This window comes from Streptomyces sp. NPDC047880 (assembly GCF_040706515.1).
Lineage (GTDB): Bacteria > Actinomycetota > Actinomycetes > Streptomycetales > Streptomycetaceae > Streptomyces.
Genome location: NZ_JBEZOK010000021.1, coordinates 81,771 through 96,780, shown reverse-complemented (window position 1 = coordinate 96,780; position 15,010 = coordinate 81,771). Strand labels below are relative to the sequence as shown.

11 protein-coding genes are annotated in these 15,010 nt (G+C 70.7%); 7 read left to right on the top strand and 4 right to left on the bottom strand.

Annotated features, from left to right (window positions below; all coding sequences use genetic code 11):
- Window positions 1–190: 190 nt before the first annotated feature.
- The 3 genes from AB0937_RS27570 to AB0937_RS27560 form a co-directional block, all read right to left on the bottom strand.
- Complete coding sequence (locus tag AB0937_RS27570) at window positions 191–1,687, bottom strand: cellulose-binding domain-containing protein (RefSeq protein WP_366715118.1); 1,497 nt, start codon at window positions 1,685–1,687, stop codon at window positions 191–193.
- Between the two features lie 235 nt (window positions 1,688–1,922).
- Complete coding sequence (locus tag AB0937_RS27565; protein ID WP_366715116.1) at window positions 1,923–3,242, bottom strand: radical SAM protein; 1,320 nt, start codon at window positions 3,240–3,242, stop codon at window positions 1,923–1,925.
- A gap of 189 nt (window positions 3,243–3,431) precedes the next feature.
- The gene (locus AB0937_RS27560; RefSeq protein WP_366715114.1) at window positions 3,432–4,439 is read right to left on the bottom strand and encodes a hydroxyacid dehydrogenase; all 1,008 of its coding nucleotides are present in this window, start codon (window positions 4,437–4,439) and stop codon (window positions 3,432–3,434) included.
- Between the two features lie 173 nt (window positions 4,440–4,612).
- Here AB0937_RS27560 and AB0937_RS27555 point away from each other — a divergent pair, with 173 nt between their 5' ends.
- Window positions 4,613–5,986, top strand: coding sequence for a D-arabinono-1,4-lactone oxidase (locus AB0937_RS27555; RefSeq protein ID WP_366715113.1), 1,374 nt, complete (start codon window positions 4,613–4,615; stop codon window positions 5,984–5,986).
- On the opposite strand, the gene AB0937_RS27550 is transcribed toward AB0937_RS27555, so the two are convergent.
- Window positions 5,955–6,305, bottom strand: a complete 351-nt coding sequence (locus AB0937_RS27550; RefSeq protein WP_366715111.1) for a helix-turn-helix domain-containing protein — start codon at window positions 6,303–6,305, stop codon at window positions 5,955–5,957. The genes AB0937_RS27555 and AB0937_RS27550 overlap by 32 nt on opposite strands.
- A gap of 228 nt (window positions 6,306–6,533) precedes the next feature.
- Here AB0937_RS27550 and AB0937_RS27545 point away from each other — a divergent pair, with 228 nt between their 5' ends.
- The 6 genes from AB0937_RS27545 to AB0937_RS27520 all read left to right on the top strand — a co-directional run bounded on the left by AB0937_RS27545 (window position 6,534) and on the right by AB0937_RS27520 (window position 14,905).
- The gene (locus AB0937_RS27545) at window positions 6,534–7,208 is read left to right on the top strand and encodes an ANTAR domain-containing protein (RefSeq protein ID WP_366715109.1); all 675 of its coding nucleotides are present in this window, start codon (window positions 6,534–6,536) and stop codon (window positions 7,206–7,208) included.
- A gap of 200 nt (window positions 7,209–7,408) precedes the next feature.
- Window positions 7,409–8,656 carry an ROK family transcriptional regulator gene (locus AB0937_RS27540; protein ID WP_366715107.1) on the top strand — a complete coding sequence of 416 codons (1,248 nt, stop codon included), beginning with the start codon at window positions 7,409–7,411 and terminating at the stop codon, window positions 8,654–8,656.
- A 218-nt stretch (window positions 8,657–8,874) separates the two neighbouring features.
- Window positions 8,875–10,140 (top strand): sugar ABC transporter substrate-binding protein, encoded by a 1,266-nt coding sequence (locus AB0937_RS27535; RefSeq protein ID WP_366715105.1) that lies wholly within the window; start codon window positions 8,875–8,877, stop codon window positions 10,138–10,140.
- 20 nt (window positions 10,141–10,160) lie between these two features.
- On the top strand, window positions 10,161–11,126 hold the full coding sequence (locus AB0937_RS27530; protein ID WP_366715103.1) for a sugar ABC transporter permease: 966 nt from the start codon (window positions 10,161–10,163) through the stop codon (window positions 11,124–11,126).
- A gap of 77 nt (window positions 11,127–11,203) precedes the next feature.
- Window positions 11,204–12,019, top strand: coding sequence for a carbohydrate ABC transporter permease (locus AB0937_RS27525; protein WP_366715226.1), 816 nt, complete (start codon window positions 11,204–11,206; stop codon window positions 12,017–12,019).
- 12 nt (window positions 12,020–12,031) lie between these two features.
- Entirely contained in the window at window positions 12,032–14,905 is a 2,874-nt protein-coding gene (locus AB0937_RS27520; RefSeq protein ID WP_366715101.1) for a glycoside hydrolase family 2 TIM barrel-domain containing protein, read from the top strand.
- Window positions 14,906–15,010: the final 105 nt, after the last annotated feature.

The following is a 15,010-nucleotide window of genomic DNA, read 5'->3' as shown; positions in this document are numbered from 1 at the left end:
CGGCCCCGGCCCGACAGTCGGTCGGATCAGCCGGCGGCCATGGAGGTGGACTTCATGGACTGGATGCGGGCAGCGCCCATCGCAATGACAGCCATCGGTCGACACCTCCTCTTCGCTCGGCTCTTGGTCTGCACGGAACCGCGGTGTGCGCGGAACCGACGTGACGATATCCCGCCCCGGCGCGGGTGCGTCAAATGTTTTTCGCGCAGGCGTGGCCGTTCAGCTCGAATGCGTACGGCGGGGAGTTCTTGCCGCGCCAGGAGGCGAGGAAGCCGAAGGACAGGTCGCCGCCCGCGGGGACCTTCTTGTTGTAGTCGGCGGCCGTGGCGGTGACGCGGGAGCCGTCCTGGGCGACGGAGGCGTCCCACATCTGGCCGACCTGCTGGCCGTCCCGGAAGGACCAGGCGACGCGCCAGGAGTCGAGGGAACGGGTGCTGGTGACGGTGACGGTGGCCTGGAAGCCGTCGGGCCACTGGTTGACCAGGTCGTACTCGACGCGGCAGAGGGGGTCCGCGCTCTCGTCGGGTTCGGTCCGGCCGGTGGGTGAGGAGGTGCCCTGCGGTTCGGTGTGGCGGTTCTCGTCGTCCGGCTTGCCGGACTTCTCCGGCTGCCCGGTGTCCCGGGTGGTTCGGTCGGCGGCCGGCTTCGAGGTCGCGGGCGTCAGGGACGGGGCGGACGGCAGGGGCGGAGCGCTGTCGGCCACGGGCTGGCGGTCGACGCCGCCGCGCGCGCCGAGGTCGGCGCCGTCGCCGCCGAAGGGCATGAGGGAGACACCGAGCGCCAGGACGGAGACCAGGACGGCGGCGACGAGGAGGCCGTTGCGGGCGACGCGGGCCTTGTGCTCGCCGTCCTCCGGTTCCCCGGCCGCCTTGTCCGCGGAGCCGGGTCGGCCGGCGCCGAGCCGTACTTCGGCGGCGCGGCGGCGCCGCTCCAGGTAGGCGAGGCCGCCCCAGCCGATCACTCCGCCGGCCAGCGCCCCGGGCAGGGCCCCGCCGTGCAGGCGCAGACAGGCGGCGGCTTCGGCGCACTGCACGCAGGTGGCGAGGTGCCGGGACAGGTCACCGGGGGTCTCGGCGGAGGAGGAGCGGGTGACGGCGTCCAGCAGCCGGGCGTAGCTGCGGCACTGGGGGTCCATCGGCGTGTCGAGGTGGTTGCGGTGGCAGCGGTCCCGGAACAGGGTGCGCACCTGCTGGAGTTCCTCGGCGACGCCGGCCGGATCGAGTCCCAGGCGGCGGGCGACCAGGGGCAGCGGGAGCGCCTCCACCTCGGCGAACCAGAGCAGTTCGGCGTCGGGCTGCTGCAGATCGCGCAGGCCGCGCAGGGCGAGCGGGCGCTGCAGGGGCGGGCCGGTGTAGCGGGCGGCCTTGTCCGAGTTGAGCCACAGGCGCAGGTCGGGGTCGAGTTTGTGTCCCCGCCCCTCCTGTTCCCAGGCAGCGGCGGTGGTGCGCACGGAGGTCAGCAGCAGGGGTATGCGGGGCAGCCGGGCCGGGCGGCGGGCGGTGCCGCGGACCGGGCCGTTCTCGGCGTCACGGGCCTCGCGTATGCCGTGCGCGAACGCCTCGCGGCCGAGTTGTGAGGCGGCCGCGGAACCGGACGTGCACAGGTCCGCGTACGCGAGGACCGCGTCCCAGCACTCGGAGAACAGCGCGGCCTCGGTGGCGTCCTGAGGGGTCGGCAGGTCGGGCATGGGTCTCCTGCATCCACGAGCGAGGTCAACTCACCACGTCGGTGTTGGAGTTGGGGGGAACCTCGCGGCAGTGCAAGAGCTTTTCACGCCTCCCACACAACTGACAAGCGCCCTGTTCAGATATCACGACAGGGCGGCCGCACCCCCTGGCTCCGGCCTCGGAGTGCCATACGGGTGCGGCCGCCCTGCGACTCAACGCCGTGTCGCCCCTGGGGGCGTTGTCATCGAAGCGTTATCAAACGGCGGTGGGCGCGTCTGCCGGGAGGCTGTCCATGAAGGAGCTCACCGAGAAGACCGCGTTGCCGGCGCCGGGCGGGCCGTAGCCGGGGGGCGAGGAGAGGCCGAAGTCCTCCATGGTCTGCCGGTAGGCCTGGAGCAGACGGATGTGGTACTCCAGGGGCGCGCCCTGCGGGTTGGCCTTGCCGAGCGGCGTCGTGGGCTCCGGGCACCAGGTGGTGAAGCGGGGCGTGATGCCGTGCGACATGAAGAAGCGCAGGCCCTCGGTGGTGGAGTCGATGGCCTCGTCGACCGTCTTGAAGCCGAAGGGCTCGGCCATCTCCACGCCCGCCACGAAGTTGGGGATGACGTTGCGCGCGCCGAAGACCTCCGCCGAGTCCAGGATGCGCTTGTGCCACTCGTCGCGGCCGACGTACCGCTCCTTGCCGGGGCAGTACATCTTGAACAGGTACTCGTCCCACACCTCGTAGTTGGGGTGGTAGATCTGCACGCCGTAGTCCTTGAAGCGCTGGACGTCGTCGCGCGGGAGGGCCTGGGCGACGACCTTGCCGATCCAGCGGCCGGGGAAGCGCTCCTCGATGGCCTTGGCGTAGTGGCCGTAGAAGTCGGCCTCGTCGCGGCCGGAGACCGTCTTGGTGATGGCGCCGCCGGTGAGGGTGTAGGCGGTGGAGGCCTTGGCGGTGTCGTAGCGGTCGATGATCTCGAGGGCCTCCAGCACCTCCTCGACGTCCTTCACGCCCGTGTAGGGACGGCCGGCGGCCTTGTGCTGGCGCCAGTTGTGGTTGATGTCGCAGTACTGGCACTCCTCCTTGGCGCCGAAGTACTGGCAGACCCTGAAGACGGTCAGGTAGATCAGGTAGCCCCACTGGATGGTCGGCGCGACCTCCATGACCGACTTCCCGTTGGCGAGGGTGTGCCGGTAGTACTCGGGCATCGGCGGCACGCCGACGTCGGAGATGCGCTTGCCGTCGAGGTAGAGGCCGAGCACGCCGTCCTCGTTGGCGGCCACGCGATAGGGGGAGGCGGGGTTCACCCGGACCGAGACGACCGTGCGGCGCAGGTCGTAGGGGCCGCCCGTGAGGATGATCTCCTCCGGTGGGCGGCGCAGCGCGGCCTCGCCCAGCTCGGGCAGGGTGCCGTGGTCGAAGGAGAAGATGAAGTACGACTTCGGCTTGACCTCGCCGCCCTCGTTGTCGCTGAGCGCGGACGGGTCGAAGGCGACGCCGCCGCGGAGCAGGTCCTCCTTGAAGACGGCCTCCCGCGGCACGTGCGGGAACCGCTCCATCAGATCCTCGACCAGCGCGGTACGGCTGCCCATCCCGTCTCTCCTCCCGGTTCGGACGTACGACTCCTCACGGTATGCCCCCGGCCGCGCGGGACGGGTACCGGGTCCCCCCGAGCCGGGAGAATGTCTTGTTCGTCAGGTTTCGCCCCGTGGTGACCGGGCTCGCCATCCGGGCCGAGTCGGGCCTCCGGGCCGACGGCCGGGCTCAGCGGCCCGGACGGGTCAGGCTTCGCGCTCCAGCGTCGCCCAGTCGACCGCGTACGCCGGCTCCTCGCCGGTCACCAGGCGTTCCGCCTCCTGCGCGACCGCCAGGCCGAGGCGGGCCAGCTCGTTGCCCTGGGAGCCGGCGAGGTGGGGGGTGACGAAGGCGCCGGGCAGGTCGTAGAGGGGCGAGTCGGCGGGGAGCGGCTCCGGGTCGGTGACGTCGAGGACGGCGGAGAGGCGTCCGGTGCGCAGCTCCGCCACGAGGGCGTCGTGGTCGACCAGGCCACCGCGCGCGGTGTTGATCAGTACCGCCCCGTCGGGCATGAGCCCCAGCTCGCGGCGGCCGATCATGTGGCGGGTCTCGGGCGTCTCGGGGGCGTGCACGGTGACGATGCCGGACGTGCGCAGCAGCTCGTCCAGCGGCAGCAGGGGGACGCCGAGCGCGGCGGCGCCGGACTCGTCGACGTAGGGGTCGGTGAGGACGGGCCGCAGATCGAAGGGGCGGAGCAGTTCGAGGACGCGGCGGCCGATGCGGGAGGCGCCGATGACGCCGACCCGGCGGCCGTGGTTGCCGATGCCGGGGATGACGCCCCAGCCAGCGGAGGTGCGGGTGGCGCGCATCCGGTCGCGGGCGGCGAGGACGTCCTTCCCGGCGAGCAGGATCATGGCGAGGGTGTATTCGGCGACCGGCAGCGCGTTGGCGACGGCCGCCGAGGAGACGGCGATGCCACGTTCCCACAGGGAGCGGGTGGCGAAGGACTTCACGGAGCCGGCCGAGTGCAGCACCGCCCGCAGCCGGGGCGCGGCGTCGAGCACCGTGCCGTCGATCCGGGGGCAGCCCCAGCCGGTCACCAGGACCTCGGCCCGGGTGAGCGCGTCGAGGGCACGCGGGTCGGTGAAGTCCTGGACGACCAGGTCCGGGTCGATGTCGACCGACTCGCGCAGTCGCGCCAGCACCTCGGGCGGGAAGACCAGCGGCACGTTCTCTGCGGCCAGGGCGAACAGTGCCTGGGGGCGCCGGCTCAAGGAGGTGACCTTCCTGCTCGGGGTTTGAGAACGGTTTCCGCAACCCGCACAGAAAACGCTCTCTACGTATCCCACCCTAGGTCGAGCCGGGCAGGGGCGGCAACGGACAACGGACCGGGGGTAGGTTCCCGCGGGGGCTTTCCTGCCCCCGCCGCCTCGGGGAAGGACGTCGGATGAACGGGACCGTGACCAACTGGGCCGGCAACGTCACCTACGCGGCGAAGGAGCTGCACCGGCCCGGCTCGCCGGCCGCGGTGCGCGCCCTGGTCGCGGGGAGCGACCGGGTACGGGTCCTGGGCAGCGGACACTCGTTCAACGAGATCGCCGAGCCCGGCCCCGAGGGCGTCCTGCTGTCGCTGGCGGACCTGCCCCCCGAGGTGGAGATCGACACGGTGGCCCGGACGGTCCGGGTGGGCGGCGGTGTGCGCTACGCGGAACTGGCCCGCCGGGTGCACGGGAGAGGGCTGGCGCTGCACAACATGGCGTCCCTGCCGCACATCTCGGTGGCCGGGTCGGTCGCGACCGGCACGCACGGCTCGGGCGTCCTCAACGGTCCGCTCTCGGCATCCGTGCGCGAGGTGGAACTGGTCACGGCCGACGGCTCGGTGGTGACCATGGGACGGGACGAGGAGCGGTTCGGCGGGGCCGTCACCTCACTGGGCGCGCTCGGCGTCGTCACCGCGCTCACGCTGGACCTGGAGCCGGCCTACGAGGTCGAGCAGCACGTGTTCACCGGACTGCCCCTGGAGGGCCTGGACTCCGGGGTGTTCGAGACGGTGATGGCGACGGGGTACAGCGTCAGCCTGTTCACCGACTGGCGCGAGCCTGGCTTCGGGCAGGTGTGGCTCAAGCGGCGCACGGACCAGCCGCTGCCCGCGTTCCCCTGGGCGGCTCCCGCGACAGAGAAGATGCACCCGGTGCCGGGCATGCCCGCGGTCAACTGCACCGAGCAGTTCGGTGTGCCGGGACCGTGGCACCAGCGACTGCCGCACTTCCGGGCGGAGTTCGTGCCGAGCAGCGGGGCGGAGCTGCAGTCGGAGTACCTGCTGCCGCGCGGGCACGCCGTGGAGATGCTGCACGCGCTCGACGCGATCCGGGAGAGCGTCGCGCCCGTCCTGCAGATCTGCGAGGTGCGCACGGTCGCCGGCGACGACCAGTGGCTGAGCCCTTCCTGCGGACGGGACACCGTCGCGGCGCACTTCACCTGGGTCGAGGACACGCGGGCGGTCCTGCCGGTGGTGCGGCGGGTCGAGGCGGCGCTGGCACCCTTCGGGGCCCGCCCGCACTGGGGGAAGGTCTTCACGCTGCCCGCCTCCGCTCTGCGCGAGTCGTACCCGCGCCTCGGTGACTTCCGGGCGCTGGCGCAGGAACTCGACCCGAGGGGGAAGTTCGCGAACGCCTTCGTGCGGGAGGTGCTCGCGCAGGCGCAGGCGGAGGAAGGTGCCGGTCAGGCCGATCGCCGAGGCCCCCGGCACGGGCGGCTCGCACCGCCGTCCGTGGCAGGGCGGGCGCCGGTCAGGTCGCGGCGTGGGGGTGGCCGCCGGTGACGGAGGTCGTGGCGCGGTCGGCCTCGGCCTTGACGAGCAGGGACATCAGGGACGCCACGGTCAGCCCCGCCTCGGCGGGGTGGCGCAGCACCTTGCCGGGGTCGATCCGGTACGTGTTGGTGCGCCCCTCCCGGGTGTGGGAGAGGTACCCGTCCCGCTCCAGGTCGGCGATGATCTTCTGCACGGCTCGCTCGGTGAGCCGGCAGTGAGCCGCGATGTCCCGGATACGGGCACTGTGATTGTCGGCGATGACGGCCAGCACGCGGGCATGGTTGGTGAGGAACGTCCATCCGGTGTGTGGCTCGGGCACTCCATCCATGCCCCCAACTCTAGCGACAGAACATTCATGCACCCAAAAACACGTACGGCGTTTCATGTATTGATTGACGTACATGGGGTAGAGGCGCAACGCTGGAAGCGGAGGCAAGGCGAACGGACGAGGGAGAAGAGGGCCATGCCCGAGTCTGCGTACTCTGCGCGGTCTCACACCCCGGAAGGCGCCGCACCCGCGGCGCCCGGCAGTGCGCCGGCGGCGATCCCGCCCTGCATGGCGACCATGGACGTCGCCCCGGACGGCGACCGGATGACCGTGACGATGTGGGGCGAACTGGACCTGGGAAGCCGCCGGTTGCTGCCCGAGCTGTACGACATGCTCACCCTGTCGGGCGGCGGCCTCGACCTGCGACTGGACGCGATCGGGTTCTGCGACTGTTCCGGCCTCGACGCCCTGCTGGACCTGCACGATCGCGCCGTCGGGCAGGGCAAGTCGGTCACCGTCCGGTCCAGCGGCGTCGCGGTCGACCGCGTTCTCGACCTGACCGGCGTGCGGGAACTGTTCACCGACTCCCGCCCCGCGGAGGCATCCGCACCCCTGCCCCCGTCCGGCACGGCCCCGCCACAGGAGGACGGCCAGGACCTGCGGGCCGAAGTCACCCAGCTGCGGCGCGCCATGCAGACCCGGCCCACCATCGACCTGGCCCGCGGCATCCTGATGGCCTCCTTCAGCCTGACCCCCGAGGCGGCCTGGAGCGTGCTGGTCAGGACCTCGCAGAACACCAACACCAAACTGCACGACCTGGCCCGGGACCTGGTGGGCACCGTACGCGGCACGACGCTGCCCGAACAGGTGCAGCGGCAGCTGTCCGCCGCGGTCGCCGGAGCGAGCCGCCCGGGCGAGGCGCCGGCCGGTCCCGCCGGTGCTCCCGCGGAGGAGTGGGACTGACGCACCGGGGGCCGTCGGCCCCGCACTGAGGCATGATGAGCGGGCCAGGGTGGGCCACCAACATCCCTCACCAGGCGCGCACTTTATAAAGCCCCTTTCCAAACCCCTTGTCGAAAGTCCCGGCAGCCCATAGCCTTGCGCCGCGCCGGTGCCGACGTCGACCCCGGCCCGGCCGGTCTGGGAAGGAATGGGGCACCCCGGTGAAGCGCACATCACGTGACATCCGCACCGCGAACCGCTACGAGGTGCTGCGCCAGATCATCGCGGAGTCACCCACGTCCCGGCAGGAGCTGGCAGCGGCCACCGGCCTCAGCCTGGCGACGGTCGCCACCCTCGTCGGCGAGCTGCTCGACCTGCGCATGATCACCGAGGTGGGTTTCGAGGACTCGGCCGGCGGCCGCCCCCGGGGCCTGGTCGCGGTCAACACCTCGGGCGGCGCGCTGATCGGCGTCGACATCGCCGAGACGTACGTCCATGTCGAGCTGTTCGACCTCGGGCTGAACGTACTGGCCCGCGCCGAGGAGGACGTCCGGCCCGGCGAGAGCCTGCCCGAGCACGTGGTCGGCCACGTCGCCACCGCCGTCGGGTCAGTGGTCACGCAGGCCGGCATCGAGGGCGCCCGGGTGCTGGGGGTCGGGGTGAGCGTGCCGGGGCAGGTCGACCGCGCGACCGGCATCTCCGAGTACGCGCCGAACTGGGACTGGCACGACGTACCGCTGCTCGACCTGCTCACCGAGCACATCGCCTACCCGCTGTACCTGGACAACCCGCTGCGCGCCAGCGCGGTCGCCGAGCTGTGGTTCGGGGCCGCGCGCGGACGCGGGAACGCGGTGGTGGTCAACCTGGGCACCGGCGTGGGCGCCGGTCTCGTCCTGGGCGGCGGACTGCACCGGGGAGTCAGCAACAGCGCCGGCGAGTGGGGCCACACCACGATGGTGCTGGACGGACGCCCCTGCCGCTGCGGCAACCACGGATGCGTGGAGACGTACGTCGGCGCGCGCGGCATCATGCTGAACCTGCGCGAACTCGACCCCGGCAGCGCGCTGCTGCACGCCGAGGACCAGACGGCGACCATCGACGCCCTGGCCCGCGGGGTCGCGGCGGACGACCCCGTGGCACGCCGGGTCGTCCACGAGACCGCCCGCTACCTGGGCGCCGGCGTCGCGGACCTGGTCAACCTGTTCAACCCCGAGATCGTCGTGCTGAGCAGCTGGGTCGCCCGCACCCTGGGTGAGCCGCTGCTGCACGAGGTGCGCGAGGCCGTGACCCGGCACGCGCTGCCACGGCCGCTGGCCGCCACGGAGGTCGTCCTCTCCCCGATCCCCACCGACCCGGTGTGCCTCGGCGCGGCGACGTTCGCGCTCGAGGGCGCGCTGCAGACCGTCGGGCAGAAGAACAGCAAACGCACCGCCCCCGTGAGGAGCCGTACCACCGCCCCGCCCTCGTAGCGGGAACCAACTCCTCCGCTCCCCCCACGCGTTCGAAATGGCGAACCGGACACAACGCTTCGTACAGACTTCGTCCAACCCCTTGCCGAAGCCTTAGCCGAAGCTCTAGCGTCCCGCACCGCACCTCTCTTTGAGCCACCTGGCGCGCGCCTACGGGCCGTGAGCCATCAGGCAGTGAGCCGCAGAGCCGCAGCCGCACTCGAGACAAGGACGTCAGCATGTCGGCATCGAGCAACATGAACTGGGACCGCCGGAACGTACTGCGGGCCGCGATGGGTCTGGCCGCCGCCGGCGGACTCGCCGCGTGTGGTGGCAACAACGGCCGGGGCGGTGGGTCCGGTTCGGGCACCAACCTGGTGCAGATGTTCCACGCGTACGGCGAGGCGGGCACCGAGCAGGCCGTCAAGCGGTACGCGAAGGCGTACAAGGACGCCGACGTGACCACGCAGTGGATCACCAGCGCCGACTACGAGAGCAAGCTCTTCTCGGCCCTGCTCACCAAGAACGCGCCGGACCTCTTCGAGTTCCACCCGCAGATCCAGCTCATCAAGAGCGGCCAGGTGGCGGACCTGAGCGACATCATCAACCCGGTCAAGGACGACTTCAACCCGGCCGACATCACGTCGCACACGGTCGACGGGAAGATATACGGCGTCCGCATGATCGACGACCCGCAGTTCTTCTTCTACCGCAAGTCGATGCTGGAGAAGGCCAAGGTCGAGGTGCCGACCACGCTCGACGAGCTCATGGAGGCCGCCGCCAAGCTCACCACCGGCAAGGTCAAGGGCCTGTACATGGGCAACGACCTGCACAGCGTCAACGACACCTTGATCTGGTCGGCCGGGGCGCAGCACCTCAACGAGAAGAACGAGATCGCCTACCACACCGACGGCGTCGTCGAGGGCCTGAAGAAGATGCGCCGGCTGTTCACCAGCGGCGACCTCCTCCTCGGCGCTCCGACCGAGTCCTGGGACCCCTCCTCGTTCAACCAGGGCCTGTGCGCCATCCAGTTCTGCGGCATGTGGGCGATGCCGGCGATCCAGGACGCGCTCGGCGACGACTGGGGGGTCTTCCCCTTCCCGAAGGTCACGGACTCCGGAAAGCCGTCGGTCTACAACGGCGGCTGGTCGATGTTCGTCAACGCCAAGGGCAAGGACGTCGACGCGGCCAAGGAATACGTCAAGTGGCTGTGGATCGACCAGAAGGACTACCAGGAGGACTGGGCCACCTCCTACGGCTTCCACATTCCGCCGCGCACCTCGATCGCCCAGAAGGCCACCAAGCTCAAGTCGGGCAACGCCGCTGAGGGCGTCCGCCTGTTCAACGAGTTCGGGCACTTCGACAACATCGGCTGGACCCAGGCCATGCGCACCGCCTTCGAGGACGTCTTCGCCAACTGTGTCCGCAAGAACATGGACCCGGAGAAGGCACTCGACCGGTGCGACACGGCCGTCAACCGCGAGCTCAAGAAGCTGTTCGGATAGGCCGCGGGACGGACCACGACATGTCGACCACCACCGAGCTCGACCTCGCGGGCTCCGCTCCGGCGAAGGCCTCACCGGCCAAGCCGCGGCGGGGCCTGCGGGGCGGCCCCACCTTCGCCTTCTGGCTCTTCACCGGGCCGTTCCTGATCGGCCTGGCGATCTTCGTCTACGCGCCGATCCTCTGGAGCCTCTGGCTGAGCTTCTTCGAGGCCCGCTTCACCGTCACGCCGGACAAGTTCGTCGGCTTCGACAACTACACGTACATGCTGACGAACGACGACTTCGTCGGCTCGCTCGGCACCTTCACCGTCTTCGCCGCGTTCATCGTGCCCACCACCTGGGCGCTGTCGCTGGGCCTGGCCCTGCTGGTGAACCGCATGCGCTTCATGCGGGCGTTCTTCCGTTCGGTCTTCTTCCTGCCGACCGCGGTCAGTTACGTCGCCGCGGCCCTTATCTGGAAGATGTCCATCTTCAGCGGGGTCCGCTTCGGCCTGATGAACACGGTCCTCGGCTGGTTCGGCATCGACAACATCGCCTGGCTGATCGACCCCAACCCGCCCTGGTACTGGCTGGTCATCGTGACCGCCCGGCTGTGGCTGCAGTCCGGCTTCTACATGATCCTGTTCATCGCGGCGCTGCAGAACATCCCGGACGAGCTGTACGAGGCCGCCGCCATCGACGGCGCCAAGTCGGGCTGGCAGACCTTCCGGTACATCACCCTGCCCCAGCTGCGCGCCACGTCCACCGCGGTGATCCTGCTGCTGCTGGTCGCCGCCTACCAGGCCTTCGACGAGTTCTTCAACCTGCTGTCCAAGACCACCTGGGGCCGCCCGCCCCTGGTCGAGCTGTACTACAAGGCCCTCGGCGAGAGCCAGGACTACGGCGCCGGCAGCGCGGGGGCACTCATCCTGACCGTGCTGATCTGTGCCGTGACCCTGCTCCAGGGCAAGATCATGGGCTTCGGAAGGGGCGACGAGTCCAAGTGACCACCACCACGCCCAAGGTGCGGAAGTCCGCGCCGGCATCGGACACGACCAGCCGGGTCAGGCGCGGTGGCGGCGTGATGAGCTCCACCGGGCTCTACATCGCCACGGGCGTCGCCGCGTTCCTGTTCCTGGTCCCCTTCTACATCCTCGTCCGCAACGCCCTCTCCACCGACGCCGAGATCACCGGAGAGAACTGGAAGTTCTTCCCCACGGACATCCAGTGGGGCAACATCAGCGAACTCTTCTCCGACGAGACGGTCCCCTTCGGCCAGTCCCTGTGGAACTCGGCGGTCGTGGCGACCCTGCACACCGTCGGCGTCCTGCTGGTGTGTTCCCTCGCGGGCTACGGTCTGGCCCGTATCCCGTACCAGCACGCCAACAAGGTGTTCTACGCCGTCCTGGGGACCCTGATGGTCCCGACGGCGGTCACCTTCGTCCCGAGCTTCGTGCTGGTCTCCTCGCTCGGCTGGGTGGACACCTACCGGGGTCTCATCATCCCGGGGCTGTTCAGCGGTTTCACCTGCTTCCTGTTCCGGCAGTACTTCCTGGGGTTCCCCAAGGAGCTGGAGGAGGCCGCGCGCATGGACGGTCTGGGCTACTGGGGCGCATACTGGCGCGTCGTGGTGCCGAACTCGCTGAACTTCTTCGCGGCGATGGCCACCATCACCTTCATCAACGGCTGGAACGCCTTCCTGTGGCCGCTGGTCATCGGCCAGGACCCCGGTTCCTGGACGGTGCAGGTCGCGCTCTCCAGCTACATGACCAACCAGACCGTCGTCTTCCACCTGATCTTCATGGCCACGGCCGTATCCATCCTCCCCCTGGTCTTCGTCTTCCTCTTCCTCCAGCGCTGGCTGGTGCAGGGGATCGCACAGACCGGCATCAAGGGCTGAGCTAGGAGACCGATGTCTTTCCGCACGACCCCCTCCGTCGAATACGTCGAGGACGTCTCCCCGGGCAACGGTGCCCTGCCGCCCCGCGCCTGGTACGCGTCCTCGGACGCGCGGTCCCTGTCGCTGAACGGCCGCTGGCGCTTCCGGCTCTCGGCCACGGCCGGTGCCGAGGACGACTCGTTCGCCGAAGAGGGCCACGACGCGGGGAACTGGGCCGAGGTCACGGTCCCCGGGCACTGGGTCCTCCAGGGCGACGGGGCGTTCGGCTCCCCGATCTACACCAACCACCTCTACCCCTTCCCGGTGGACCCGCCGTACGTCCCGACGGAGAACCCGACCGGTGACCACCTGCGCGTCTTCGACCTGCCGTCCGACTGGCCGTCGGACGGTGGGGCGGTGCTGCGCTTCGACGGCGTCGAGTCCTGCGCCCGGGTCTGGCTGAACGGCACGGAGCTCGGCGAGTTCAAGGGCTCCCGCCTCGCGCACGAGTTCGCGGTCGGCGAGCTGCTGAAGCCGGGCCGCAACGTGCTCGCGGTGCGCGTGCACCAGTGGTCGGCCGGGTCGTACCTGGAGGACCAGGACCAGTGGTGGCTGCCCGGCATCTTCCGGGACGTGACGCTGCTGCACCGCCCGGCGGGCGGCGTCGGCGACTTCTTCGTGCACGCCTCCTACGACCACACCACCGGCGAGGGCACCCTGCGCGTCGACTCCGACGTCGCCGGGCGGGTGACCGTCCCCGCCCTGGACATCGATATCGCGACCGGCGAGCCGGTCACGGTCGCCGTCGAGCCGTGGACCGCGGAGACACCGAGGCTGTACGACGGCGTGCTGGCCACGGACGGGGAGCGGGTGCCGCTGCGGATCGGTTTCCGCACGGTCGTCCTCGAGGACGGGCTGATCAAGGTCAACGGCAAGGCGATCCTGTTCAGGGGCGTCAACCGGCACGAGTGGCATCCCGAGCAGGGCCGTGCCCTGGACCTGGAGACCATGCGCGAGGACGTGCTGCTGATGAAGCGGCACAACCTCAACGCCGTGCGCACCTCGCACTACCCGCCGCACCCGGCCTTCCTGGACCTGTGCGACGAGTACGGCCTGTGGGTCATCGACGAGTGCGACCTGGAGACCCACGGCTTCACCGAGCAGGACTGGCGGGACAACCCGGTCGACGACGACCGCTGGACCCCGGCCCTGCTGGACCGCGCCGCGCGCATGGTGGAACGGGACAAGAACCACCCGTCGATCGTGTTCTGGTCGCTGGGCAACGAGGCCGGCACCGGACGCGGCCTGACCGCCATGGCCGAGTGGATCCACGGCCGCGATCCCGAGCGGCTGGTGCACTACGAGGGCGACTGGAACTGCCGCGACACCGACGTGTACTCGCGGATGTACGCCTTCCACGACGAGGTCGAGAAGATCGGCCGGCAGCTCGACGGCGGCACCCACAAGCGCCGCGAGCTGCCGTTCATCCAGTGCGAGTACGCGCACGCCATGGGCAACGGCCCGGGTGGCCTCGCCGACTACCAGGAGCTGTTCGAGACGTACGACAGACTCCAGGGCGGCTTCGTCTGGGAGTGGATCGACCACGGCGTCAAGCACGCCGAGCTGGGCTACGCCTACGGCGGTGACTTCGGCGAGGAACTGCACGACGGCAACTTCGTGTGCGACGGGCTGGTCTTCCCGGACCGGACGCCGTCGCCGGGCCTGATCGAGTACAAGAAGGTCGTCGAGCCGGTCCGCATCGAGGGCGACGGCGCCAACGGCACCGTGCGGGTCACCAACAAGCACGACTTCGCCGACCTGTCCGCGCTGGCCTTCGCGTGGTCGTGCCAGGTGGACGGCGAGACCGTCGAGTCGGGCTCGCTCGCCGTGCCGGCGCTCGCGCCGGGCGAGAGCGCCGAGGTCAAGCTGCCGGAGCCGCCCGCGGACGGCCGCGGCGGCGAGCGGCAGTGGACGGTCCGGGCGCTGCTCGCGGACGACACGTCGTGGGCCGCGAAGGGCCACGTGGTGGCCTGGGGCCAGTTCTCGGTGGGGGCGCGGCCGCTGCCGTCCTTCCCGGCGACCGACCGGCCCGTCCCCGACGGCGGCCGGATCACGCTCGGCCCGGCCCGGTTCGACGCCCGCACCGGTGCGCTGCTCTCGATCGGCGGGGTGGAGGTCGACGCGACGCCGCGGCTGGACGTGTGGCGGGCGACGACCGACAACGACGACGGCGCCGAATGGCAGACCGACACCCGTTTCGGGGTGCTGTGGCGCACGCTGGGCCTGCACCGGATGCGGCACCGCCTGGTCTCGGTCGAGGCCGGCGACGACGCGCTGACGGTCCGCACCCGGGTGGCGCCCGCCGCCCGCGAGGTGGGCCTGGACACGGTGTACCGCTGGACGTCCGACGGCGAGCGGCTGCGGCTGGGCGTGTCCGTGACGCCGGAGGGCGACTGGACGGTGCCGCTGCCCCGGCTCGGGGTGCGCTTCGGGCTGCCGGAGGCCGACGCGGTGGAGTGGTTCGGCGGCGGTCCCGGCGAGGCGTACCCGGACACCGGGACGGCGTCCATGGTGGGCCGCTGGCAGTCGACGGTGGACGGGCTGCAGACGCCGTACGTCCGGCCGCAGGAGAACGGTGCCCGGGCCGACGTGCGCTGGGTGGAGCTCGGCGGTCTCCGGGTCGAGGGCGACCCGGAGTTCTGGTTCACGGCGCGGCGCTGGACGACCGAGCAGCTCGATGCCGCCCGGCACCGCACCGACCTCACGGCCGGCGACACGGTGTGGGTCAACCTCGACCATGGGCTGCACGGTATCGGCTCGCAGTCCTGCGGCCCGGGTCCGCTGCCGCAGTACTTCCTGAAGGCGGAGCCGGTGGAGTTCTCGTTCGTGTTCTCGACCACCGGGTGAGAAACCGATGAATCGATTGACCGATTGACCGACATCCCGAGAGTGCCGGGATGTCATCCGCGGCCGGTCGGCCCTCGTGCCGACCGGCCGCCTTCGTCGTGGCCG

What these genes read in the sequence shown, in the direction of transcription:
- AB0937_RS27570 (WP_366715118.1), bottom strand. Translation starts at nt 1,687, where the DNA reads ATGCCCGACCTGCCGACCCCTCAGGACGCCACCGAGGCCGCGCTGTTC.
- AB0937_RS27565 (WP_366715116.1), bottom strand. Translation starts at nt 3,242, where the DNA reads ATGGGCAGCCGTACCGCGCTGGTCGAGGATCTGATGGAGCGGTTCCCG.
- AB0937_RS27555 (WP_366715113.1), top strand. Translation starts at nt 4,613, where the DNA reads ATGAACGGGACCGTGACCAACTGGGCCGGCAACGTCACCTACGCGGCG.
- AB0937_RS27550 (WP_366715111.1), bottom strand. Translation starts at nt 6,305, where the DNA reads ATGGATGGAGTGCCCGAGCCACACACCGGATGGACGTTCCTCACCAAC.
- AB0937_RS27545 (WP_366715109.1), top strand. Translation starts at nt 6,534, where the DNA reads ATGGCGACCATGGACGTCGCCCCGGACGGCGACCGGATGACCGTGACG.
- AB0937_RS27535 (WP_366715105.1), top strand. Translation starts at nt 8,875, where the DNA reads ATGTCGGCATCGAGCAACATGAACTGGGACCGCCGGAACGTACTGCGG.
- AB0937_RS27530 (WP_366715103.1), top strand. Translation starts at nt 10,161, where the DNA reads ATGTCGACCACCACCGAGCTCGACCTCGCGGGCTCCGCTCCGGCGAAG.
- AB0937_RS27525 (WP_366715226.1), top strand. Translation starts at nt 11,204, where the DNA reads ATGAGCTCCACCGGGCTCTACATCGCCACGGGCGTCGCCGCGTTCCTG.
- AB0937_RS27520 (WP_366715101.1), top strand. Translation starts at nt 12,032, where the DNA reads ATGTCTTTCCGCACGACCCCCTCCGTCGAATACGTCGAGGACGTCTCC.